Genomic DNA, 24,043 nt, shown 5'->3' on the forward strand with positions numbered 1-24,043 from the left:
TGCGCATTAAAGAGATGCAACGATTTTTTTCGCAAAGTCTTCTAAGTTTTGAATGTCTTCTTCTTCGGCAGCCAAATCAACTTTGACGCTTTCTGCTCCTTTGATAGCACCGGTCTTGGCAAAAGCTGCTTCAAAATCATCGACAGATTTGCAAAAATCATCGTAGAACGTGTCACCTGAACCGCAAACACCAAATGTTTTTCCACTCAGGTCTAATTCTTGCAAGTCTTCATAGAAATCAACGATCTCGTCTGGCAGTTCACCATCACCATAGGTATAAGTGGCTACAATGCAAATATCTGCCTCTTCGAATTCATCGGCATCTACTTGCGTACATTCATTGATATCTACCTCAATAGCCAGATTTTCAAGTGCTTCTGCAACGATATCAGCTATTTCTTCGGTGTTGCCTGTCATGCTTGCGTAAACGATTTTAGCTAAAGTCATAAATAAGTCCTCCGATCCTTTAACGGTCAACAGTAAAAACCCTCTCTGATTATAGCAAACCCAGTCAAGAATAACAATTCTTGAAAAAAGTCTTAGGTGAATCAGCAGACTTTGTAAAATTCTTGCTTTCTATGGTAAAATAAGAGGAATTTAAATAAGGGAGACGAGAAAATGATAACATTAAAATCTGCCAGAGAGATTGATCAAATGGCTGAGTCCGGCGCATTACTTGCGGACGTTCATAGACAACTTCGTACGTTTATTAAACCAGGGATCACTAGCTGGGATATCGAAGTATTTGTGAGAAATTATATTGAAAGCCATGGCGGAATCGCTGCACAGATCGGCTTTGAAGATTATAAATATGCGACTTGCTGCAGCATCAACAATGAGATTTGTCATGGGTTTCCCCGAAAAAAAGTATTAAAAAATGGTGATCTGATCAAAGTAGATATGTGTATTGATCTAAAAGGCGGAATCTCCGATTCTTGCTGGAGTTATGTCGTAGGTGAATCGACCCCAGAAATCGATCGTTTAATGGAAGTAACGAAAAAAGCGATGTATTTGGGAATCGAACAAGCACAAGTTGGGAATCGAATCGGTGATATTGGTCATGCGATCCAAACGTATGCGGAAGGTGAAGGCTATGGTGTTGTCCGTGATTTTGTCGGTCATGGCATTGGTCCAACGATCCACGAAGCACCAATGATTCCTCATTATGGCGAAGCAGGGAAAGGCCTGCGCTTGAAAGAAGGGATGGTCATCACGATCGAGCCGATGATCAACACAGGAACTTGGAAAATGAAGATGGATCCAAATGGTTGGACAGCGTACACACTTGATGGTGGATTGAGTTGTCAATATGAGCATAGCTTAGCTATCACAAAAGATGGTCCACGGATCTTGACTTCTCAAGGAGAAGAAGGAACCTACTAGAAAAGAATGGACGGATGTCGGAGGAACCCCAAATGAAATGGATCGATAAGGCGAAAAGCAATCAAAAGCTTATGCGATTTATAGAAACGACACAAACGCGGATCACGGAATCTGAAATGGGAACGACCTCAGTTGTCGTAGCCTATTATTTATTACTATCCTTGTTTCCATTGCTGATCGCGATCGGAAACTTGCTGCCTTTTCTTTCAATCGCTCCTAGTAACGTGCTGCCCTATGTCCAAGAATTGATTCCTGGTCAAGTGTATGAATTTATCGGACCGGCCATTGAGAATCTGCTGACTTCTGGTTCCGGCGGCTTGTTGTCTATTTCGGCACTTGCAGCTCTTTGGTCAGCCAGCCAAAGCATCAATGCATTACAAATTGCCATGAACAAAGCGTTTGGTGTCGATCAGCGTTCGAACTTTATTGTTGTTCGTGCGGTCTCTTTTGTCATTATTCTCTTGTTTATGATTGCAATTGTAGGTGTGACGATGGTTATTGGTTTAGGGAAGATCATTTTGGACTTTCTACAACCAATCTTCCATATTCAAGATGATTTGATTGCTACCTTCCAAACTGTCAAATGGCCTTTGACGATCATTGCGTTGCTGTTTATCTTGATGCTAATCTACTGGTTGGTGCCTAATGCCAAAGTAAAACTTCGGTCAACGCTTCCTGGCGCAGTATTTGCTACTGCGGGCTGGATGTTGCTGTCGCAAGTGTTCGGCTTATATGCCCGCTTTTTTGCTGCTAGGATCAGCGGCTATCAAATCATCGGGAGTTTCATTGTGTTGATGATTTGGCTGAATCTGGCAGCAACGATAATTATTTTAGGCGGCATCATCAACGCAGTTGTGGAAGAATATTTATCGGGACAAGAGATCAAAGAACGAAAAGATCCCGTGGAACGTATCTCATCAAAACTTGAAGATACATTTTCCAATAAGGAGAAATAAATGAAAGTGAGAATGAGCGATGGAATTTGCATTTAAATTTATTGTACGTCTTTTCATCACGATGATCATATCTTTGATATTGACGCCCATCATTAAATTGATATCCTTTAAAATTGGTGCAGTCGATCGCCCAGGAGAACGACGAATCAACACCAAAACAATGCCTACAGCAGGAGGACTTAGTATTTTCCTGTCCTTCTCTTTTGCCTTGCTTTGGGAGTTTCGCGAGATGATCCCATTTAACTATGTCTGGCCAATGCTCTTAGGAGCCGCGATCGTTGTAGTGACTGGTTTGCTTGACGATATCTTTGAGCTCTCTCCATTACAAAAGGTCTGTGGGTTAACGCTAGCGGCTTTGGAAATCTATTTTGTGGCGGGGATCAAGATCAGTACTGTGTCGATTCCTTATATCGGTGTATTCGATTTAGGGTGGTTAGGCCTGCCAATGACAATTTTATGGATATTGGCAATCACAAATGCTGTCAATTTGATTGATGGGTTAGATGGACTGGCTAGTGGAGTATCGATCATCAGTTTGATAACGATTGGGATTATCAGTTACTTCTTTTTACCTGATTCAGTAGCTGTTTCAATGGTGATCTTTACTTTAGTCGCTGCCATCGTGGGATTCTTTCCCTATAACTTTTATCCAGCAACGATTTTTCTGGGTGATACGGGTGCTTTATTCTTAGGGTTTATGATTTCCGTTCTCTCATTGCAAGGGTTGAAGAATGCGACGTTTATAACCGTGATTACGCCTATGCTGATTCTGGGCGTACCAATCACCGATACTGTCTATGCGATGATTCGACGGAAGTTCAACAAACAAAAAATTTCTTCTGCTGATAAAATGCATCTTCATCATCGCTTGCTTTCTTTAGGATTCACTCATCGGGGAGCAGTATTGACAATCTATGCGTTAGCAATGGTATTTTCTTTTATTGCACTGTTGATGAACTATGCCAGTAATACGGCAATTATTCTACTGATCATTAGTACCGCATTTGGGATTGAATTATTTATTGAATTGATTGGTTTGGTGGGAGAGAATCGCCAACCATTGATGTGCGCCTTGAAATTTCTAGGTAATCGGCGCTTTCGTCAGGAAGTTTTGACAAAGAGAACAGGCGACTCACTAGAAACAACCGAGGAGCCAATAAAGGAACCAACAGAATCAAAAACCCCTCAGCGGACCTCGCGCAGAAAACGACGGGCTAGGCATAAAAAATAATCTCGGTCCATCAGTAAAAGAACGATCCTCACATGACATGTTCAGTTGAAGCTGAAAGTCACGTGTGGGTCGTTTTTTTTTGTATCTATCCCTAAAAGGATTGTTTGCGCAAATCGATTATTTCAACGTTACGATCGACAACGCCAGATTCTGTTTCTAACATAATTGATTGGAAACGCTCATTTAAATTAAGCTTTGGTTCTTGGTCAAAATAATTGGCTGTATAGTCTTTGATATAAATAGGTCCAACCGCAGATGAGAGAGTAATGGTGTAAGGTGCGGGAACCTCTTTGTCTGAGACCAGCAAGAAACGAAAACTTGTATCGAGAGAACAGATTCCTAATTTCGAATAAGGTCCGACACCGTCATCCAGATCCAGCAGTAAAGCACCCTCATTGCTATGATATCCTTCTAGTTTGTTGATGACTGCTTGTGACATTTTTAGTTCCATCATGTGTTCCTCCTTCTTTCTCTTCATTTTCATTCTAAGAGCATTTCCCTCAGAACAAAAGTAATCTGCTTTCAGCTTATTGACGTCTTGAGGCTAAAACGTCTATACTGAATGAGAAGTTATTTCAGTGAAGAAAGAAGGATGGTCAATGCCAAGTGTACAGCAACGAGAAACAGAAAAAATGGGAACAGTTTATGAAGTTGAAAATGATAGCGGTGTCAAACTTGTAACAAGCCCGGAAGGAGCACGCTTACTGGATTGGATCGTGCCGATTGATGGCGGCCGAGACTTAGTTGTTGGGTATGATACGATCGCAGGACACCAGAAAGCGCGTTATTATGGCGCAACGATTGGGCCAGTTGCCGGCAGAATTGCAGGAACCCGATTTACTATCGACGGGAAAGAGTATCAAACAGAAGATAATGATAATGGCAATACATTGCATGGCGGATTTAAGGGATTGGATACCGATACTTGGAAAGCTGAAACATTTGAAACAGAAACCGCAGCTGGCGTAATTTATCGGACAGAACGCAAAGACGGCGATAGTGGATTTCCGGGCAATGTTTCATACACAGTGACTTATACATTGGAAAATGATGATTCATTTACGATTACTTACGATGCCACAACCGATCAGCCTACACTATATAATCCCACGAATCATGGCTATTTCAATTTGACCGGTGACACTAGAAATCCAATCGATGATCACATGGTTCAAATCAATGCAGAATATGTGGCTGAAACGAATCCTGATGTCACAACAACAGGAAAAAAACAACCTGTTGCTGATACGAAGTTTGACTTTCGTGTAGCACGAAAAATGGGCACAACATTACTTGATGATCCATTCTTATTGGATCATACTCAGGACTGGGACTTGAAAGTGACGAGCCCTGATGAAAAAGTTTCCATCACAGTTACAACGGATCGACCGGCTGTAGTCATCTATACCACACGAGATGGCGAAGAAGGAGCACCAATGAAAACCGGACCTTTTGCAAACCATGGCGGAATGGCTATTGAGACCCAAGGCGTTCCTGGAACAGAAAAATATCCTCAGTTTGGGGAGATCCTCTTACGTCCAGAAAAACCTTTCCATTCTGTGACTCGTTATCGTGTTTTTTATTAATCATAGATAATATATGACCTCTGTCAGTTGATCTCAAACACTGCAGAGGTTTTTTTTGACAATTTTCGATTACAGATGTAAACTTAAATCGTGAACAAGTAAGGAGGAAAAAATATGCAATCATCAAGTGCTCCTATAAAAATCAGTGATTCCGAATGGGAGATCATGCGAGTGATTTGGACATTAGGAAAATCCGATGCCCAAGAAGTCACGGCACTTCTTAGCGAATCCAAAGACTGGAAAACAGCAACCGTTAAAACATTACTAGGCCGTCTAGTGAAAAAAGGCGTATTGCGGACAGAAACCCAAGGAAAAAAATTTGTTTATTATCCTTTGGTTTCCGAGGATGCTACGATTCAAAGTGCCACAGAGAGTTTATTCTCTCATATCTGTGCAAAAAAAATCGGACAAACATTGGCAGAAATGATTCGTGAATCGGAACTAACTAATGAAGATCTAACAATGTTGGAAGAGGCACTGGCGAAAAAAGAACCGGTAGCCGCTATTGCTTGCAACTGTATACCGGGACAATGTCAATGTACAATGAATGAAGGAGAATAAATCATGAAAAAAATCTATCACATTGAAGGAATGAGCTGCGACCACTGTGTTGCTCGGGTAGAAAAAGCATTGTCTGAAGTGCCAGGTGTCAAAAAAGCAAAGGTAAATTTAAAGAAAGCCAATGCTAAAGTCAAATATGACGAACAACTTGTTACAGATGATGACATCATCGCTAAAGTAACGGAGGTGGGGTACACAGCCACGGTTGAATAAGTCTCTCACCGCTGTTCTTGAAAGATATGGAATGAAAAAAGTTCATTTAATTGTTTGCGGAAAGACGGTAGGCAACTTCTGTCACCCCCCAACGCGTTCCAGCAGGGCGCAAAACTTTCCAGCAAAAAGGAGGAATTTGAGATGAGCCATAACGAAATGGACGGAGGACATTCGGAAATGGATCACAGTAAGATGGATCACAGTAAGATGGATCACAGTAAGATGGATCATAGCCACATGGATCATGGCATGAGTGGAATGGATCATAGTATGCATATGGGGAATTTCAAGCAAAAGTTTTGGCTTTCCTTGGTTTTAGCAATCCCGATTATTCTTTTATCCCCTATGATGGGGCTTGAATTGCCTTTTCAGTTCACTTTTCCAGGGTCTGACTGGCTAGTGATGATTTTAGCCACGATTTTGTTCTTCTATGGCGGTCAGCCTTTCTTGAGCGGAGCGAAGATGGAACTGCAGCAAAAGAGTCCAGCAATGATGACGTTGATTGCTATGGGGATCACAGTCTCTTATGTCTATAGTATTTACGCGTTTATCACGAATCATTTCATGCATGGCGCACATGTCATGGACTTCTTTTGGGAACTGGCTTCATTGATCGTGATCATGCTTTTAGGACATTGGATCGAGATGAACGCTGTGTCCAATGCAGGGAATGCATTGCAAAAATTAGCTGAATTATTGCCTGATGAAGTAACTCGCAAAAAGGCAGATGGTTCTGAAGAAAAGATACCACTGGACACAGTGAAGAAAAATGATCGTTTGATCGTACGAGCGGGTGACAAAATCCCTACAGACGGTATCATCAAAGAAGGGACAACCACGATTGATGAATCCGCAGTTACGGGTGAGTCCCGTAGAGTAGCGAAAGAGTCCGGTTCGAAGGTAATCGGGGGTTCCGTGAATGGAAATGGAACGATTACTATTGAAGTAACAGGAACCGGTGATGAGAGCTATCTTTCAAAAGTAATGGAAATGGTTCGTCAAGCGCAGGCGGATAAATCAAAATTGGAAGCTTTGTCAGATAAAGTGGCAAAATGGTTGTTCTATATTGCATTGGTCGTCGGAATTACCGCATTTGTAATTTGGGTGTTCGCAGCGGATTTGCCAACAGCGCTGGATCGGATGGTAACTGTTTTTGTCATTGCCTGTCCTCATGCACTTGGATTAGCCATTCCGTTGGTTGTCGCACGTTCGACATCAATTGCTGCTAAAAACGGCTTATTGTTAAAAAATCGTAATGCACTGGAAAATGCCCATGATCTAGACTATTTGTTACTTGATAAAACCGGTACTTTAACACAAGGAACTTTCTCGGTCACAGGAATTGAAAGCTTTGGTGACTATACAGCAGATGAACTACTAGCCTATCTAGCAGGGCTGGAACAATCGGCCAATCATCCTATTGCTGATGGCATCTTAGCGCAAGCAAAAAAGGAAAATATTCAGCCGAAGGAAGCGACTGGAATCCAAGCGCATTCTGGTATCGGGATCGAAGGGATGATTGCTGGGGAGAAATGGCAGATCGTCAATCAAAAAGGGATCGAAAAGTATCAGACAACCATTGATCCGGACCAATTGAATAAATATCAAGAACAAGGGAACACCATTAGCTACTTGGTGAAAGGCAATCAAGTCGAAGGACTCGTAGCTTTGGGAGACAAAATCAAACCAGAGGCGGTAAATTTCATCGAAACATTGAAGAAACAAGGGATTACACCTGTGATGTTAACTGGAGACAATCAAGCAGCTGCTAAGGCAGTGGCAACTTATCTAGGCATCGATGAGTATTTTGCTGAATTATTGCCAGAAGATAAAGAACGAATCGTTGCTGATTATCTGAATAAGAAACAACGGGTAGCGATGGTTGGTGATGGTATCAATGATGCCCCAAGCTTGGCTCGGGCAACGATCGGTATTGCTATCGGCGCTGGAACAGATGTCGCGATTGATTCCGCAGATGTTGTTTTGACCAATAGTAACCCTAATGATATTCTGCATTTTCTTGAACTGGCTCATAAAACTAGACGAAAAATGATTCAAAACCTTTGGTGGGGAGCAGGGTACAATATTGTGACGATTCCCTTAGCTGCAGGAATCCTAGCACCAATTGGTATCATTTTAAATCCCGCTGTCGGCGCCGTTTTGATGTCACTAAGCACAATCGTAGTAGCAATCAATGCTATGACACTCAAAATTGATGAGTGACAAAAAACCGAATCGTTTGTTTCCATTGATTCTCTTGTAAGCAGGAGAACGACCGAAACAAACTGATTCGGTTTTTTAGTCAGTTGAGAATCGAAGATTCTTTGGTGATTTAACGGCAAAGCCGTCGAAATAAACCTACAATCGACCAGTGACTTTATGCTATAATGTGTTCGTTGAGACAAGGAGGACGTTGAGAATGGAACTGAAGAAGTTAGAGGTTCCCACTACTTCGATCACTGAAGTAAAAAAATCTCCGATGGATGTATTTAATCAAGCGAGAGAAGCGGGAACAGCAGTATATGTATTCAATCGTGAAAAAGTGGCGGGGGTCATGCTGACACAAGAGCAATATGAAACACTCTTACAGGAACTGGATCAACGGCCATTAGCGGAAGAAGAGCCGGATCAACCAGCTGTGGCGGGATTGGAAGAATTCTTACAGATTATGCGGCAAGCATTGATCACAGGGGCAACGATTTCTGCAAAAAATTTGGACGAACGAATGGTCGCATTAGGCTTTATTACCCGCAAAACAGGCTTTGGCGGTGTAGTTGACATGATCAATGAATTAAAAGAAACCGGAAAGATTGTCTATCAATTGCGCAAAAAGCCCGATGGAAAATCTGTCAGTGCCGAAGTCATCGGCGAGCAAGACAATCAAACGCAGCTTTTTGATAAATTGATCATCAAAAAAATATTCCTTAAAGAAAACTAACAGTTATGCTGCAGCATAACTGTTTTTTTGCGTAAGTGTAATAGTGTGAGTTTAGTCGATACCGATAGAAATAATGGCTGAGACAAAAGGTGTGAAAAGGATACTCCTGATTAGGATCAAAAAGTACCATCAGATAACAGCTAAGTCTCAGCCTTTTTCAGCGACCCACTAAGCAACCGTCAACCAATAGGTTTTACCATCTTTGGTTCGCTGCATGAATCCGTATTCGATCAAATAGCGGCGAACAGTGACGTAGTCAGCAATAAACTGTTTCAAAATATCATTGACGGCACTTTCGGAATAATTTTTTTGAGAATCAAATTTTTGAGCCAAAACACTCAATACCACGATTTTGCGTTTTTCCTTACTTGGAAATTGATGAATCACCCCATCTTGATCGAAGTAAGTCGCAATGATTTTTTCTCTTTCTTCGCTGGTGATTGCATAACGATCATCCAACATGGTTGCTCCTGTATGGGGAAGAACAAAATCTTGTTCCTCTAAATGTGCCATAATACTTAAAAAGACTTTCGCTTGCCGTTCTTTTTCTTTTAATTTAAAGCGGTGATTTCGTACTGTCGAATTAGAAATACCTAGACGTTGCGCGATGACGGCATCGCTGAGTCCTTGCGCAAATAATGATAAGATCTCTTGTTGGCTTTCTGACAAACCTGTCTGCTCGCGACTTAATGACAGCAATGCATTCAGTAAACCACCATGGACCTCATTTAGATGTAATAAGATGCATTTTTTGGCGGTATAAAAGCGATCAGAGGCTGGATAAATCTGTCCTTTTTCATAATTAACATCGCAGAATAGGCATTGATAATGTGTTTTTGTGGAACGATACCCATGTTCATAGTCAGACAAAGAGGTGGCGGGAATAGTATTCACTTTAATCATCTCCTTTTGTTTGTTTATATACTAACATTTATAAATATCGTTTGCAAATATATAAACAGATGAATTTTTATTTTTTGTTTTAGCGAAAGTATTAAATTACGGATCAAAATGTGATAGGATTAACAGCAATAACAAAAGGTAACTTTGTGTGGATAGGAGTGATACGATGACAGATGTCAGTCAGCGTTTTAACAAAGAAGTCTATCAAATTGCTGTTTCTTTGATTCGAAAATTTGATGAGCGGGTATCTGGTATACCAGATATTTTGAAATTAACATTAGGCGAACCGGATTTCAATACACCGGATCATGTCAAAAATGCTGGTGTTCAAGCAATTGAGCAAAATTACAGCCATTACTCAGGAATGGCCGGGTTAACGGATGTTCGAGAAGCCGCAAGCCTTTTTTTAAAAGAAAAATATCAATTGAGTTATGATCCGTTATCAGAAGTATTAGTGACTATCGGTGCAACTGAAGCAATCTCTGCTTCTTTATTAGCAATTCTGGAACCAGGAGATAAAGTCCTTTTGCCAGCACCTATTTATCCCGGATATGAGCCCGTGATTCAACTAGCTCACGCTATCCCCATTTATTTAGATACCACAGCGAACGATTTTGTATTGTCACCGGAGATGTTGGAAGCGGCTTTGATTGAGCATGGGGATCAGGTCAAGGCGGTTATCTTAAATTATCCTAGTAATCCAACCGGCGTGGTTTATTCTCGTGAAGAAGTTCAAGCACTTGCGGAAGTTCTGAAAAAATATCCTGTGTTTGTCGTTAGTGATGAAATTTATAGTGAACTTTCTTACGATGCACCCCATGTATCGATCGCAGAATATTTACCGGAACAGACCATTTTGATCAATGGGTTATCAAAATCACATGCAATGACTGGCTGGCGGATTGGTTTTATCTTTGCTCCCGTTGCCTTAACTGCCCAAATTATCAAAGTTCATCAATATTTAGTAACGGCAGCCTCAACGATTTCACAAAAAGCAGCTGTAAGAGCGTTAGTTGAAGGAATCAATGATGCTGCAGTTATGAAAGCCGAGTACCGTCAGCGACGTGATTTTCTCTATGAAAAAATGACAGCATTAGGTTTTGAAATCGCCAAGCCGTCAGGAGCTTTCTATTTATTTGCAAAAATCCCAACCGGTTATGAACAAGATTCGATGGCATTCTGTGTTGATTTAGCAGAAAAAAATCAATTAGCAATCATACCAGGGATCGCATTCGGACCCGAAGCCGAAGGATATGTACGCCTAAGCTACGCAGCCAGCCAAGAGAACCTGCAAGAAGCCATGAAGCGACTAAGTAATTATATGAAGAAACAACCAAATCAATAAACACATCAGAGCGTCCCAATGGGACGCTCTTTTGCTGCGAATCACTGCGATTGACACTCGAAGAGTGGCAGAACAGATGATGAGCAGTACTAGGCGATCAAAGAGAGCGTAGTCACATTCAAATGAATCACTGCGATTGACACTCGAAGAGTGACAGAGCAGATGATGAGCAGTACTAGGCGATCAAAGAGAGCGTAGTCACATTCAAATGAATCACTGCGATTGACACTCGAAGAGTGGCATGTAAGTTCGTCTTAGCGCAAACGCGCTAGAAGCCAGTGCGAAGCAAAGTAAGTATAGCCCCAATATGGAGTCATAAAGAACAACACACAGCGGCACTTGTACCTTTTGCTTTTTTAAGAAGGAACCAGGCAAGCTCTTTTCACTTTAATGAAAAGAGAGGAACAATGACGAGCGATACGTTTTAATGTTTACAAAAGATTTACATGGGTTTATCTATTCTTTACTTTAAATCAATCATGGGTTTACAAGGGGTTGCTAAACTAAGCATATAACGAAAGGAGATTTAACAAATGAAAAAACTGGGATTCTTAATTTTAGCAACAGGACTATTACTAGCTGGCTGTGGAAATAGCGGATCAAATGCTGCTGATAGCGGTCAAGCATCAAATGAATCAAGTGCTTCAGGAGCAGCGTCTGGAAATGTAGAAATTTTGGCTGTTGGATCAACTGCACTACAACCATTAGTTCAAGCTGCACAAGAAAGTTTCACCTCTGAAAATCCAAACTATATGATTACTGTTCAAGGCGGCGGTAGCGGCACAGGACTGAGCCAAGTAGAAGCTGGTGCTGTAACAATCGGTAATTCTGATGTTTTTGCTGAAGAAAAAGACGGAGTAGATGCTAGCAAATTGGTAGACCATAAAGTCGCCGTAGTTGGAATGGCTCCTGTAGTGAATAAAGAAGTTGGTGTTAAAGATATCAGCAAACAGGACTTGATTGATATCTTCACTGGTAAAACCAAAAATTGGTCTGAACTTGGTGGAAAAGACCAAGAGATCGCAGTGATCAACCGTGCTTCTGGTAGTGGTACACGGGCAACATTTGAAAAATGGGGACTTGACGGGGCCGAAACAATTCAAACCCAAGAACAAGACTCTTCTGGAACGGTTCGCAAAATCGTTGCAGAAACACCAGGAGCAATCAGCTATCTTGCTCTATCTTATCTGGATGATTCTTTACAAGCATTAACGATTGACGGTGTTGAAGCAACTCCAGAAAATATTGCTACAAATGACTGGAAAATTTGGTCTTACGAGCATATGTATACAAATGGCGAACCAGATGCAAACGTCAAAACATTTCTTGATTACATGTTGAGTGACGATATTCAACAAGGTGTGGTGAAAGAATTAGGATACTTACCAATCACAGAAATGAAAGTTGAACGTAGTGTTGAAGGGGAAGTTACGAATATAAACTAAGAAACTATAATTATCAATGAATAGTCAGAGACGAAAAGGGCAAATAAATGCCCTTTTTTTCTGTATTTTTATGCTTTTTTCCTATAAAATGAAAAGGAGTAAAATTGAAAGGGGAAAAAAATGTCAAAACAGACAAAATACTTTATATATATTTGTGCACTTTTGCCGCTACTGTTTTTAGGAAATACAGGAACTGTTTTAGCTATAGAAAATGGAAGCAACAGTCAAATACTAACTACAGGAATAACGGAAGAAACCAGTACTTCTGAAACCTCATCAACGGAGAGCTCAAGTACCGTGTCGTCAGATTCAGAGGGAGCTTCGAATACCAGTAGTTCAGAAAAGAGTAGTCAAGAAAGTACAAAAGAAGAAACACAAGCTTCAGATGAATCACAGCAAGAAACACAAGAAGAACCCGAAAAAATTTATGATGTTCAAGGTGGACTTGATCCATCGAGCAGAAATCGTTCCGATTTGAAAGAACAGGTGGGCATTCAGCGGCGTTCTCTGCGTTCAGCAGACGTCGCGTTTATTGAAGCCGGAGACCCATCGACTCCTAGTCAGGATTTTATTGATGTCTCTTCTCACAATGGCATCATTAGCGTGGAACAATACAAGATTATCAAAAGTTATGGTATTTCTTCCGTGGTTGTGAAATTGACAGAAGCTACTTCTTATCGCAATCCATTAGCAGCATCTCAAATTGCGAATGCTCAAGCGGCAGGACTGGTAGTACATGCTTATCATTACAGTTGGTTCACGACAGAAGCGCAAGCTAAAGCAGAAGCCGAGTATTTTGTCAAATATGCCAAAGAATTGAAGCTGCCAACCTCAGCTTTGATGGTTAATGATATCGAGGACAATCAAATAATGGGAAAAGCAGATCATACTGCACTTTCTAAAGTATTTGCCAATCGTATCAAAGAATTAGGCTATAGTAATACCCATCATTACACTGGGGTACTTTGGGTCACTCAAAAAGCGATCGATCCTGCTGCACTTGGCTATAGTAATGTCTGGATCGCGAATTATCCGTATGTTCCTGCAGGACAAAAATTCACGGAATATAGTGCATGGCAGTGGACCTATAATCTTTCTTTCCCAGGAGTCAGTGGGACCTTCGATATGTCTTCTGACTATAAGAAATACTTTACTGGTCAGGGGCAAGGAGGAGCAATACCAGACAACCGCTACGCTACGATTACGAAAGATAACTACACGATTTGGCAGAATTTTTCTTGGAAGAAAAAAGCAGATTCAAAAGATTATTTGGGTCAAACGTTACAAATAAAATATCGTTACGAGCATATCAATGGTAGTACGTATTTTTCTGTGTACGATAATCAAGGTACTTGGATAGGTTATATTAATGCTGGTGGAACTAAGACAACTGATGGCGCACAAGGAAGTTGGCAGTCAAAAGAAACGTATGTAAAGTTTCGTTCGACCGGAACGGTTTATCGCAATTTTAATTTCGATTCCACAGCAATAGTATCAGAAGAAATGTTGAGGAATCTTTACAAGGTAACAGGCACCTATCGTCATTTTAATGGTGTCGTATATGATTCAGTATATGATCTCAATGGTAAATGGATCGGTTATATCGATTCTGCAAAGCTTAGTGTGGAGAATCAAGGTCCAGCTATTAGCGACGGACGCTATACAACAATCACTAGTGCAAATTACTCGATTTGGCAAAATTTTTCTTGGAAAATGCGTGCGTCAAGTAGTTCTTATTTGCACCAGACGCTAAAAATTAAATATCGTTATGAGCATTTGAACGGCAGCGTTTATTTTTCATTATATGACAATCAAGACAATTGGGTGGGTTATATTAATGCAAATGCCACGAAAGTTGCCGACAATGCAGCGGGTGCTGTGTTATCCAGTGGACAATACGGAACGGTTACTAGTAAAAATTATTCAATATGGCAAAATTTTTCTTGGAAAGAAAAAAATAAAAGTGCTAACGTTTATGGACAGACATTGCAAGTGAAACGCTATTATAATCATTTTAATGGCAGTACCTATTATTCTTTATATGATAATCGAGGTACTTGGCAAGGATATATTAATAGTGGTGGAATGAAGATGGCGGATAATGCAGCTGGGAGTGCACAAAGCTATCATAAGAAAATAAAGTTCACACAAAATTTTCCTTTGTGGCAAAACTTTAACTGGAAAAAGAAAAGTACCGTTACAGATGCAATGAAACAAGAGACGTATGAAGCAAGATATGTATATCGTCATTTTAACGGAAGCAATTACTTATCAATTTATGACAACAAAGGCATTTGGCAAGGTTATATTAATGAATCGGCCACTCGCCAAGTAAACTAAAAAATTCAGGACTTGCGTATAGATTACGCAGGTCCTGAATTTTTTTTGGTCTCAAGAGGAAGTGTGATCGTAAATGTTGAGCCAGCCCCTGGGAAGCTGTCAACTGTGATAGTGCCGCCTAACAGTTTCGTATAATCTTTAACGATGGCTAGTCCTAAGCCGGTTCCTCCTGAATTACGCGTACGAGCTTTATCTACGCGATAAAAACGTTCAAAGATCCGAACTTGATCTTCTCGATCTATACCGATCCCTTGGTCACGAACTGAAAGCTGTAATTGTTTTGCTCGATACGAATAGTCAACTTGGATGGTCCCTTGTGATTTGGAATAATTGACTGCATTTTCAATCAAATTTTTTAAGATTGGTTGCAGTAGCTCTCTTTTTGAGATGAAAATCAACTCTTCGGTACCATTGATGGTAAAGGACAACTGTTTTTCTCGTGCAATTGGTTCATAGGAACGGATGATTTGCTCAATCAATGCTCGAAGGTTGATTTCTTGTGCGGTGTAATCAAATGAATGACTATCTTTGGATAGGAGAATAATCTCTTGAATCAAATTTTCTAGACGATAGGCATCTTTTTGGATGATTTTAAGGAACGAAACCAATGTTTCTCGATCTTCTAAGGCACCATCCAATAATGTTTCCGTAAAACCAATCAAAGAAGTGACTGGCGTTTTCAATTCATGAGAAACATTACCGACGAAATCTTTTTGCATTTTTTCTAATTGACGCACCCGAGTCAGATCATAAGAGATCCCTAACAACTCATTTTCATTAAAGAGACGCAATGTTACATCAAGAACTCGCGGATGATCATCACTCAAAGCAATTTCTTCTTGTAAAGAAGGGGACTGCTCGTTCATGTGATAAATTAATTGAATCAACTGTGTATCATGAATCACTTCAGTGAATGGTTGTGGCAACTGAGGCAATGCTTCGATCCCTAGCTGCTCTTGCATGGTAGGGTTCAGCAATAACAATCGGTCATCCTGATCAATGATAAAAACCCCGATCATCAGTTCATTCAACAGGCCATACAATTGTTGCTCAGAAGCGGCATAAGCTTGATAGGTTCGACTCATTTGTTCACTCAATTGATTAATCGTCTGGTATAAGTCATCATGCTCAGGTGTTTCTTGCATAATGATCGCCTGTTGATCAGGAGAAGAAATCATTTTTTTTAGAACAGGCAAAATAGTCTGCACAGGACGATTTCTTTGACGTAACGCATGAAACGTCAAAAAGCTGACAAATAAACAAAATAGGAGATAAACGAAAAAGATCGAACGCTGAATGGTTTGGCTTTTAGCAAAAAAAGGTGCCGTTGGTTCAGCGATCCGCAAAATTTGCTGCAAGTTGCCATCTTCTTTGACAGGGATCGCAACATACAGCAATTCTTCATTCAATGTATCACTTTTTCGCAAAGACTGGCCCAGATTACTACCTTTTAAAACTGCCTGCACTTCAGGCCGGTTGGCTCTGCTTTCTTTTAAAGACGAATCGTAAGTATCGTAGATGATCCGCCCATCCTTGTCCAATAAAGTGATCCGGCTGGAACTATCCTGTACATAGGCATCAGCAAATTGTTGCAATGTCGCTGGTTGATTATCAGAAAGGTTCAAGAAAATCGCCGCTTTTTCTTCCAAGAAGTCTACTTGTTGGGCAATCACTTGCTGGCGATAGAAGCTGCTAAGAAACTGCCAGCAGATGATAAACAGTACGGCTAATAGCAGACTCCATAGGCCATAGCCAAAGCGTTTCATGAATGAGGCTCCTGAAATTTATAACCAAATCCGCGAACTGTCACTAAATACTCGGGATGTTTCGGGTCACGTTCCAGCTTTTCGCGTAAATGACTGATATGCACATCAACGATTCGGCTTTGGCCATCAAAGTCAAAATTCCAAATGCGATTCAGCAGCGTATCGCGGTCGATCACACGGCCTTTCCGTTTCATGAAGTATATTAGCAGTTCAAACTCTTTTGGAGTCAGAAAAATCTTTTCTCCCTTGACGCTTACTTGGTAATTGGTCAAGTCTGCTAAAATGTCACCAATTTGCAACATTTCTGCTGGCTGATCCGAAAGATCTGCAGTGCCTCGCGGTTCCAACCGTCTAAAGATTGCTTTCATCCGAGCAAGCACTTCTCTAGGGCTAAAGGGCTTGGTCAAATAATCATCTGCTCCGATTTCAAGCCCAAGAATCCGATCAATCGGATCATCTTTAGCGGTTAAAACTAAAATAGGGGTCTCGATTTTTTCTTGTCGTAGTTTCTTGGTGATTTCGATACCGTCCATTTGCGGCAACATCACATCTAAGATAATGAAGTCAAAATCTTCAGATAGTGCCAGATCAACCCCCATTTTACCGTCGACAGCCGAAACGACTTGGTATCCTTCTTTTTCTAAATTGAATGTAAGTAAAGTAACGATAGATGGTTCATCATCTACCACGAGAATTTTTTTCATCATGAACTCCTTTCTCAACAAAGGAACAATCATTTTACGTTGTTCTAGCTATATTTTAGCATGAATAAAGAATTGGTACTATTGTCTACCACAAATAAATGCTATAATAAAGGACGATTTGAGAAGAAAGCTGAGGGTGTTCGATGATTGGAATCAGTGCATGTTTAGGTGGAGTCATGTGCCGCTATGACGGGCAGCATCAAGCGGTTGCTCAACTGGTTGAACTCGTTCAAACTGGTCAAGCAGTGATGGTCTGTCCAGAAGTCCTTGGCGGGTTGCCAATTCCTCGTGAGCCAGCAGAAATTGTTGGTGGGGACGGTAGAGATGTTTGGTCACAAAAAGCCAAAGTCATTACTGTCACTGGAGAAGATGTCTCAGAACAATTTATGAACGGCGCAAAGCTTGCCTATCAAAAATTACGCGATCTTGGGATCACGCAACTGATCTTAAAAGAAAAAAGTCCTTCTTGCGGCAGTCGGATTGTTTACGACGGCAATTTTTCAGGAGTCAAAAAAGAAGGTGTTGGTGTCGCCAGTGCTTATTTTCAACAACAAGGAATGACCGTGCTGTCGGATGTCGACTGGCTTGCTGAGCAGGAGGAAAATAATGGAGATTGAAAAAACCAATCGAATGAACGCGTTGTTTGAATTTTATTCTACACTGTTAACTGAGAAGCAGATGAATTATATGGAATTGTATTATGCAGATGACTTCTCATTAGGTGAGATTGCAGAAGAATACCATGTAAGTCGGCAAGCAGTGTATGATAATATCAAACGAACGGAAAAAATTCTTGAAGATTATGAAAAAAAACTACACATGTTTTCGGATTATATGATGCGGGAAGACTTGTTGGAGCAATTATCTGAGTACACCAAGACGCACTATCCCAAAGATGAGACATTGCGCTCGTTGATCGAAGAGATCCAAGAAATCGAAGAATAAAGGAATGAAAAAAAGATGGCATTTGAAAGTTTAACAGAACGCCTACAGCAGGCGATGAGCAAACTGCGTAAGAAAGGGAAAGTTTCTGAAGCAGATGTAAAAGAAATGATGCGGGAGATTCGTTTGGCTTTATTAGAAGCCGACGTTAATTTACAAGTAGTCAAGGAATTTACCAAAAATGTTCGTGAACGTGCAGTTGGAGCAGAAGTCTTAGACAGCTTATCTCCCGCGCAACAAATCGTCAAGATCGTTGATGAGGAACTGACCAAAACATTAGGTTCTGAAACAGTTGGTATTGAGAAATCACCAAAAATCCCGACTGTTATTATGATGGCTGGTCTGCAAGGGGCCGGTAAAACGACATTTGCTGGGAAATTAGCCAACCATTTGATCAAGACAGAAAATGCGCGGCCTTTGATGATCGCAGGAGACGTGTACCGTCCAGCAGCGATCGATCAGCTGAAAGTTTTAGGCCAACAATTAGATGTACCAGTTTTTGATATGGGAACCGATGTCAGTCCTGTTGAGATCGTTCGTCAAGGGATGGCATTGGCAAGAGAAAAGAAAAATGATTATGTCCTAATCGATACTGCCGGTCGTTTACACATCGATGAAACATTGATGGATGAATTGAAGCAGATCAAAGAGTTAGCGCAGCCGAATGAAATCCTCTTAGTCGTTGATGCGATGACTGGACAAGATGCCGTGAATGTCGCCGACAGCTTCAATCAACAATTAGGTATTACTGGGGTCGTTATTACGAAACTAGACGGGGATACTCGTGGGGGTGCTGCGCTTTCCATTCGACAAGTGACTGGTGCGCCAATCAAATTTACCGGTACTGGGGAAAAACTGACAGACTTAGAAGTCTTTCACCCTGATCGGATGTCCAGCCGTATTTTAGGTATGGGAGACATGTTGACGCTGATCGAAAAAGCCCAACAAGATTACGACGAGAAAAAAGCAGAAGAATTAGCGCAAAAAATGAAAGAAAATTCCTTCGACTTCAATGACTTTGTTGAGCAGATCGACCAAGTGATGGGCATGGGACCTATCGAAGATCTTTTGAAGATGATTCCAGGAATGAGTCAAATGCCAGGTATCGAAAACGTCAAAGTCGATCCGAAACAAATCGCGCGTCAAAAAGCGATGGTCTATTCAATGACGCCTGCAGAACGGGAGAATCCTGATTTGCTGAATCCAAGTCGTCGTCGTCGGATCGCAGCGGGGTCTGGAAATAGCGTGGTCGAAGTCAATCGGATGATCAAACAATTCAAAGAATCCCGAAAAATGATGCAACAAATGACCAAAGGGAATATGAATATCCCGGGTATGGATCAAATGTTTGGCGGCGGTGTTAAAGGAAAATTAGGTAAAATGGCCATGAACCGAATGGTCAAAAAACAAAAGAAGAAAAAGAAAAAACGTAAATAATTAACTGAAATAAGCAAGCAGCCGTTATGCTGATCACCATGAAAAGTATCGAAAAGATTCCAGGATCATTTCTGATACTAGAAGATGGTTTGGTCGACAACGGTTGCTTTTTTCGTTTGCGGTCTTCTGTTCGTCAGTTGCTTGTTTGGAAAGGGAATACCTATCAGTTGGATCGATAGCTGAAACGTAATATAGCGACCTTTGAACATGTATCGGCTGAGCAAGGATAGATGGTTTAACTAGCTGATCCAAGTAGATTCATTAAGTACTTGAACGCGTTGCAAGGCAAAATATTCGTGCTTTAGACGGATAGATGCTACTATTTATTTATAGTAATTGAAAGGAGCAAGTGACGATGACAAACAAATATCGAGTTGAAGGTAAAATTACTGAAACAAAAGGGAAAGTTACGGGCGATGACTCCGAAGAATTAAAAGGGAAAACCCAAAACGAATATGGTAAAGTGAAAGATAAAGTAGAAGACTTTGCAGATGACGTTTCTCGCAAAGTGAATCATTTCTTTGATAAACATGACGATAAAGATAAGCCTAACCGCTAATTTAACTGAAACAACCGTTAACGATTTCGTTAACGGTTGTTTTTTTCTTTTAAAAAGGAAGACTGTCAAAGAAGTGCTAGCTGACAGTCCGGCTATTCATAAAGCGACGAGCATGCCACCATTTTTTGATTGCTTTCGGATAAACCAATAGGAAGCTGACTACAAGACAGACCACTAAGTAAATATAAATCGAAACGATAGTTCTCGTTTGAGAGAAGTCATCATAATAGAGTTGGACCAGCAACCAATTCATATTGATCAAGTAGAACCAAGTACCAATGGCCATCACTAAAAAGACGGGCAATCGAAAGGCGGGAACCGTCAGATAGTCGCCGTCATTTTCTAAGGAGATGCGGGCGAACACTTCTTGAGCAGCAGCAATCAACAACAAGGATAGGAGTAGTGTGGCGAAGACTGCCCACCAATTGACTGGTAAGCCATTGGGCCAGTCATTCCAAAGATTGTTCAATACTAAGTGCCCCCCTTTTCCATAGAAGAAAAAGCTCAGAAATTCTTGCAGATTATAGTAAAAACTGTAAAAACCGCTCATCAAGAAAAAAATCAAAACGATCGTTAATGGACCGAAAAAGAGATTGCCCAAAAGCACCCCTAATAAGGATCCGATGGCTGTCACTGCCAAATTTCCTACAAACGTACCAACACCAGATGCGAATAGATCTGATAGCGGAATTTGGAAATATTCGGAGGGAATCATCAAGTAGCGAATGCAAATATTGCTCAAAATACCAATGATTAAAGCGAAACTGACCGGTGCAAATAAGAAAACCGCTTTTTGACGGAAAATCTGTCGTTTTTTAAACGGCAATGAGAATAAAAAACGATTGAAATTTGTCTTTTGATCAATGAAAAAACTAAGAAAACCAAAAACAAACAATAATGGAAGAATAAAATAAGCGCCTGAGGTATTGAAATTAGCAATATACGTATCCTGTCCATTACTTTCTGGTACCGGCCTATTATAAATGAGCAAGTTTTCATCCTTGTATTCATCGATCGATGAGTAATAGACTGGTTTTTCTCCGTTATAGTCCTTAATATAGTAATCAGGATGCTCTTGGAAATCTTTCTTGAATTCTTCTGAATCAAAATAGTTCTTTTGATTGTGCCAAGAACGTTGGGTATCCCAGCCCATTCCTGCATAAATCAAAACCAAGATCAGACAAAAGCCAAGCAACAGTTTGCCATATCGCTGGCAATAAATTTGTTTTAACATTTTCTTTCACCTCTAACCTTTCAACAAGGATTCTTGACTCAAATTGGCTTCAAATAAATCTTCCAAGGTCAATGGGAGTTCTTCAAAGAGCAACGGCTCTAGTTGCCGGATCTGTTCTTCTAATGCCGCGTCGTATTCTTCGAACAAAGCAACAATCACCCGCCCTTGACGATTGATCAATTTTGAATGCTGTTTGATCATTGGCGGTACCTGTTTCCCACGAAAGACGAATTGAATTTTACGGGCATTTTCCCGCATCGTTTCTAACCGATAATCTTTAGCGATTGTTCTTCCCTTGATTAAAAGGGCTCGGTCGATAATGTTCTCAAGCTCATTTAGATTATGAGAAGCGATAATGGCTGTGCGATTAGATTCACTCAAGTTTTCTAACAAAAGGCCAATGACCTTTTTGCGTACAATAATATCTAAACCGTCAAAAGGTTCGTCCAATAGCAAGTAATCGGCATTTGAAGCAATGGCTAAGATCATTTTATACAATCCTTGCATGCCTTTAGACATTCGGCGATACGAATGGCCAAGCGGCAATCCATTACTCTGCATCAGCTCAAGATAAAGGTTTTGATTAAAGTGGGAATAAGCGAGACGATAAAAGGCATTGATTTTTTTCAATGAATACGCCGCTAAAAAGTTCTCTTTTTCATCGATATAAAATAAGTTTTCCTTTAGTTGTGGCTTCTGAGCCAATGATTGACCATCAATCATGATTTCGCCGCCGTCTAAAGCGTACTGTCCTGAGAGTGTACGGAAAAGCGTGGTTTTTCCAGAGCCGTTGCGCCCAATCAAGCCAACGATTTCATTTTTGCGCAATGAAAATGTAACATCTTCTAGAATAGTAGTCCCTTCAATTTTCTTTGTAACGCCTTCTAGGTTCATTTATTGATCCCTCCCAGTTCTTCTTCAAAAACAGTGACCCAAGCAGTGATTTCTTGGATGCTGATCTGCAAATGTCCTGCCTCGATCACTAATTCTTTCAATCGTTCTTTTAATTGTTGGATGCGCCGCTCGTCGCGTGGAACACTGTCCAGTGCTTTGACAAACGTTCCTTTGCCTTTGATGGTGATCAAGACCTGCTCATTTTCTAATATTTTGTAGGCCTTGCTGACGGTATTTGGATTCATCAACAAGCGTTTGGCCATCTCACGAACCGAAGGAATTTGATCACCCGGTCTCAAAACACCATGCAAGATGTCTTCTTTGATGCTCAATATCAGCTGCTCGTAATAAGGTTTGCTGCTTGTCTTGTTGATCATGACCATGTACTCAGCCCCTTTCATTTATGTGTACTAGTATACGTAGTACACTATCAAAAGTAAAGAACTTTTGCTAAAATAAGACAAAAAGGAGGAGTGACTATGACTCGTTGTGGTTGGGCAACAAGTAGTCCTGCAATGCAAGAGTACCATGATCATGTCTGGGGGAAACCGGAGTATGATGATCAGCAGTTGTTTCGTAAGTTGGTTTTAGATATGAATCAAGCAGGGCTGAGTTGGCAAACGATTTTGAACAAGATGGCAAATTTTGATCAAGCATATGATCACTTTGATATTGAGACAGTAGCCAATTATTCGGAGGAAAAAATTCTAGCACTGATGGATGATCCCGGTATTATTCGTAATCGCAGAAAAATAGAAGCGGCAGTTCATAATGCACAACTCGTATTAGCGATTCAGCAAGAAATCGGCAGTTTTTCTGATTTTTTATGGCGTTATGTCGACCATCGACCCGTCATCAATCATTTTCAAACACAATCAGAAGTACCCACCCATTCACCAATTTCTGATCGCTTGGCGAAAGATTTGAAAGCCCGTGGCTTTAAGTTTGTAGGAACGACGACAATCTATGCATTCATGGAAGCTGTAGGAATGGTTAACGATCACCTGACAAGCTGTATCTGTTACGAGGAACGTTAGAAAGAAGACGAGAAAAATCGAGGAGGAGTCATATATGGGAAAACTGGTTTTTTATGGCGCTATCAGTTTAGATGGCTATTTAGCTGGAGCAAAGGATCAATTGGACTGGTTGTTGGAGACCGATACAGGGACAAGTACTACGTATGAGAAATTTTTTGAAACGATTGATGCAACAGCGATGGGCCGTAAGACGTACGAAGAAGCCAAAAAAATGTTGGCGACGGAGAAGCTCTATCCAGAAAAAGAAAATTATGTGTTTTCCCGTCAGATGCAGACCGATTTAACGGACGCAGTAGTTGTGGATCAAGACCCGGTTGCTTTTTTATCACAATTGAAAAAAGAGAAAACGGTTTGGTTGGTTGGCGGTGGAAAGTTATTGCACCCTTTATTGGAAGCAGATCTGATTGATGAATGGTATGTACAGATCGCTCCTGTGTTATTAGGAACAGGCAAGCGCTTGTTTGAGCCAGGAGAGTATACTACTCGTTTACAATTCGTGGATATGACGCAAATGGGTGAACTCGTAGAGATCCACTATCAACGGAAATAGATGGCTTGCTTTCTGAGTT

At 40.8% G+C, this 24,043-nt stretch carries 26 protein-coding genes; 18 read left to right on the forward strand and 8 right to left on the reverse strand.

Annotation, left to right across the window (positions count from 1 at the left end; genetic code table 11):
- Positions 1-6 precede the first annotated feature (6 nt).
- Complete coding sequence (locus IGJ28_RS07220; RefSeq protein ID WP_003127659.1) at positions 7-447, reverse strand: flavodoxin; 441 nt, start codon at positions 445-447, stop codon at positions 7-9.
- Between the two features lie 171 nt (positions 448-618).
- On the opposite strand from IGJ28_RS07220, the gene map reads away from it, so the two are divergent.
- Genes map through IGJ28_RS07235 form a run of 3 tightly spaced genes read left to right on the forward strand, consistent with a single transcriptional unit; the run spans position 619 to position 3,570 of the window.
- On the forward strand, positions 619-1,383 hold the full coding sequence (gene map, locus IGJ28_RS07225) for a type I methionyl aminopeptidase (protein WP_252712207.1): 765 nt from the start codon (positions 619-621) through the stop codon (positions 1,381-1,383).
- A gap of 32 nt (positions 1,384-1,415) precedes the next feature.
- A complete protein-coding gene (locus IGJ28_RS07230) occupies positions 1,416-2,339 on the forward strand; it encodes a YihY/virulence factor BrkB family protein (RefSeq protein ID WP_003127661.1) in 924 nt (307 codons plus the stop codon).
- Between the two features lie 19 nt (positions 2,340-2,358).
- The gene (locus IGJ28_RS07235; protein ID WP_003127662.1) at positions 2,359-3,570 is read left to right on the forward strand and encodes a glycosyltransferase family 4 protein; all 1,212 of its coding nucleotides are present in this window, start codon (positions 2,359-2,361) and stop codon (positions 3,568-3,570) included.
- A gap of 91 nt (positions 3,571-3,661) precedes the next feature.
- On the opposite strand, the gene IGJ28_RS07240 is transcribed toward IGJ28_RS07235, so the two are convergent.
- On the reverse strand, positions 3,662-4,021 hold the full coding sequence (locus tag IGJ28_RS07240) for an iron-sulfur cluster biosynthesis family protein (protein WP_021149466.1): 360 nt from the start codon (positions 4,019-4,021) through the stop codon (positions 3,662-3,664).
- A gap of 148 nt (positions 4,022-4,169) precedes the next feature.
- Here IGJ28_RS07240 and IGJ28_RS07245 point away from each other — a divergent pair, with 148 nt between their 5' ends.
- The 5 genes from IGJ28_RS07245 (at position 4,170) to IGJ28_RS07265 (ending at position 8,868) form a co-directional block, all read left to right on the forward strand.
- The gene (locus tag IGJ28_RS07245; protein ID WP_005471910.1) at positions 4,170-5,156 is read left to right on the forward strand and encodes an aldose epimerase family protein; all 987 of its coding nucleotides are present in this window, start codon (positions 4,170-4,172) and stop codon (positions 5,154-5,156) included.
- A gap of 114 nt (positions 5,157-5,270) precedes the next feature.
- Positions 5,271-5,717, forward strand: a complete 447-nt coding sequence (locus IGJ28_RS07250) for a CopY/TcrY family copper transport repressor (RefSeq protein WP_252712208.1) — start codon at positions 5,271-5,273, stop codon at positions 5,715-5,717.
- Positions 5,718-5,720: 3 nt separating this feature from the next.
- On the forward strand, positions 5,721-5,930 hold the full coding sequence (copZ, locus tag IGJ28_RS07255; RefSeq protein WP_086269458.1) for a copper chaperone CopZ: 210 nt from the start codon (positions 5,721-5,723) through the stop codon (positions 5,928-5,930).
- A 141-nt stretch (positions 5,931-6,071) separates the two neighbouring features.
- Positions 6,072-8,153 (forward strand): heavy metal translocating P-type ATPase, encoded by a 2,082-nt coding sequence (locus IGJ28_RS07260; protein ID WP_438845310.1) that lies wholly within the window; start codon positions 6,072-6,074, stop codon positions 8,151-8,153.
- Between the two features lie 196 nt (positions 8,154-8,349).
- Positions 8,350-8,868 (forward strand): prevent-host-death protein, encoded by a 519-nt coding sequence (locus IGJ28_RS07265; RefSeq protein WP_005471914.1) that lies wholly within the window; start codon positions 8,350-8,352, stop codon positions 8,866-8,868.
- Positions 8,869-9,036: 168 nt separating this feature from the next.
- Here IGJ28_RS07265 and IGJ28_RS07270 read toward each other — a convergent pair whose 3' ends face one another.
- Positions 9,037-9,771, reverse strand: a complete 735-nt coding sequence (locus IGJ28_RS07270) for a DUF2087 domain-containing protein (RefSeq protein WP_219645623.1) — start codon at positions 9,769-9,771, stop codon at positions 9,037-9,039.
- A gap of 166 nt (positions 9,772-9,937) precedes the next feature.
- On the opposite strand from IGJ28_RS07270, the gene IGJ28_RS07275 reads away from it, so the two are divergent.
- The 3 genes from IGJ28_RS07275 to IGJ28_RS07285 all read left to right on the forward strand — a co-directional run bounded on the left by IGJ28_RS07275 (position 9,938) and on the right by IGJ28_RS07285 (position 14,901).
- Positions 9,938-11,116: a pyridoxal phosphate-dependent aminotransferase gene (locus IGJ28_RS07275; RefSeq protein WP_252712209.1), complete on the forward strand. Its 1,179-nt coding sequence runs from the start codon at positions 9,938-9,940 to the stop codon at positions 11,114-11,116.
- Between the two features lie 533 nt (positions 11,117-11,649).
- Positions 11,650-12,561, forward strand: coding sequence for a phosphate ABC transporter substrate-binding protein PstS family protein (locus IGJ28_RS07280; protein WP_005471921.1), 912 nt, complete (start codon positions 11,650-11,652; stop codon positions 12,559-12,561).
- A gap of 120 nt (positions 12,562-12,681) precedes the next feature.
- Positions 12,682-14,901 (forward strand): GH25 family lysozyme, encoded by a 2,220-nt coding sequence (locus IGJ28_RS07285; RefSeq protein ID WP_252712210.1) that lies wholly within the window; start codon positions 12,682-12,684, stop codon positions 14,899-14,901.
- Between the two features lie 23 nt (positions 14,902-14,924).
- On the opposite strand, the gene pnpS is transcribed toward IGJ28_RS07285, so the two are convergent.
- Together pnpS and IGJ28_RS07295 are read right to left on the reverse strand one after the other, a co-directional pair.
- The gene (gene pnpS, locus IGJ28_RS07290; RefSeq protein WP_252712211.1) at positions 14,925-16,667 is read right to left on the reverse strand and encodes a two-component system histidine kinase PnpS; all 1,743 of its coding nucleotides are present in this window, start codon (positions 16,665-16,667) and stop codon (positions 14,925-14,927) included.
- Positions 16,664-17,371: a response regulator transcription factor gene (locus tag IGJ28_RS07295; RefSeq protein ID WP_003127674.1), complete on the reverse strand. Its 708-nt coding sequence runs from the start codon at positions 17,369-17,371 to the stop codon at positions 16,664-16,666. Before IGJ28_RS07295 ends, pnpS begins: the two co-directional genes overlap by 4 nt.
- Positions 17,372-17,514: 143 nt before the next feature.
- On the opposite strand from IGJ28_RS07295, the gene IGJ28_RS07300 reads away from it, so the two are divergent.
- The 5 genes from IGJ28_RS07300 (at position 17,515) to IGJ28_RS07320 (ending at position 20,309) form a co-directional block, all read left to right on the forward strand.
- Positions 17,515-17,988 carry a DUF523 domain-containing protein gene (locus IGJ28_RS07300; protein WP_081131248.1) on the forward strand — a complete coding sequence of 158 codons (474 nt, stop codon included), beginning with the start codon at positions 17,515-17,517 and terminating at the stop codon, positions 17,986-17,988.
- Positions 17,978-18,316, forward strand: coding sequence for a putative DNA-binding protein (locus tag IGJ28_RS07305; RefSeq protein WP_003127676.1), 339 nt, complete (start codon positions 17,978-17,980; stop codon positions 18,314-18,316). The genes IGJ28_RS07300 and IGJ28_RS07305 overlap by 11 nt, the downstream gene beginning before the upstream one ends.
- A 15-nt stretch (positions 18,317-18,331) precedes the next feature.
- Complete coding sequence (gene ffh / locus IGJ28_RS07310; protein ID WP_003127677.1) at positions 18,332-19,750, forward strand: signal recognition particle protein; 1,419 nt, start codon at positions 18,332-18,334, stop codon at positions 19,748-19,750.
- 38 nt (positions 19,751-19,788) lie between these two features.
- Complete coding sequence (locus IGJ28_RS07315) at positions 19,789-19,929, forward strand: hypothetical protein (protein ID WP_156137048.1); 141 nt, start codon at positions 19,789-19,791, stop codon at positions 19,927-19,929.
- A 176-nt stretch (positions 19,930-20,105) separates the two neighbouring features.
- A complete protein-coding gene (locus IGJ28_RS07320; protein ID WP_252712212.1) occupies positions 20,106-20,309 on the forward strand; it encodes a CsbD family protein in 204 nt (67 codons plus the stop codon).
- Between the two features lie 76 nt (positions 20,310-20,385).
- On the opposite strand, the gene IGJ28_RS07325 is transcribed toward IGJ28_RS07320, so the two are convergent.
- Genes IGJ28_RS07325 through IGJ28_RS07335 form a run of 3 tightly spaced genes read right to left on the reverse strand, consistent with a single transcriptional unit; the run spans position 20,386 to position 22,820 of the window.
- A complete protein-coding gene (locus IGJ28_RS07325) occupies positions 20,386-21,543 on the reverse strand; it encodes an ABC-2 transporter permease (RefSeq protein WP_438845311.1) in 1,158 nt (385 codons plus the stop codon).
- A gap of 12 nt (positions 21,544-21,555) precedes the next feature.
- Positions 21,556-22,437 (reverse strand): ABC transporter ATP-binding protein, encoded by an 882-nt coding sequence (locus tag IGJ28_RS07330; RefSeq protein ID WP_005471930.1) that lies wholly within the window; start codon positions 22,435-22,437, stop codon positions 21,556-21,558.
- Positions 22,434-22,820, reverse strand: coding sequence for a GntR family transcriptional regulator (locus IGJ28_RS07335; protein WP_003127681.1), 387 nt, complete (start codon positions 22,818-22,820; stop codon positions 22,434-22,436). Before IGJ28_RS07335 ends, IGJ28_RS07330 begins: the two co-directional genes overlap by 4 nt.
- A gap of 96 nt (positions 22,821-22,916) precedes the next feature.
- Here IGJ28_RS07335 and IGJ28_RS07340 point away from each other — a divergent pair, with 96 nt between their 5' ends.
- Positions 22,917-23,474: a DNA-3-methyladenine glycosylase I gene (locus IGJ28_RS07340; RefSeq protein WP_156248143.1), complete on the forward strand. Its 558-nt coding sequence runs from the start codon at positions 22,917-22,919 to the stop codon at positions 23,472-23,474.
- A gap of 34 nt (positions 23,475-23,508) precedes the next feature.
- A complete protein-coding gene (locus IGJ28_RS07345) occupies positions 23,509-24,024 on the forward strand; it encodes a dihydrofolate reductase family protein (protein ID WP_005471936.1) in 516 nt (171 codons plus the stop codon).
- Positions 24,025-24,043: the final 19 nt, after the last annotated feature.

Origin of the sequence: Enterococcus sp. AZ091, from assembly GCF_051714805.1 — a bacterium.
Taxonomy (GTDB): domain Bacteria; phylum Bacillota; class Bacilli; order Lactobacillales; family Enterococcaceae; genus Enterococcus_D; species Enterococcus_D gallinarum.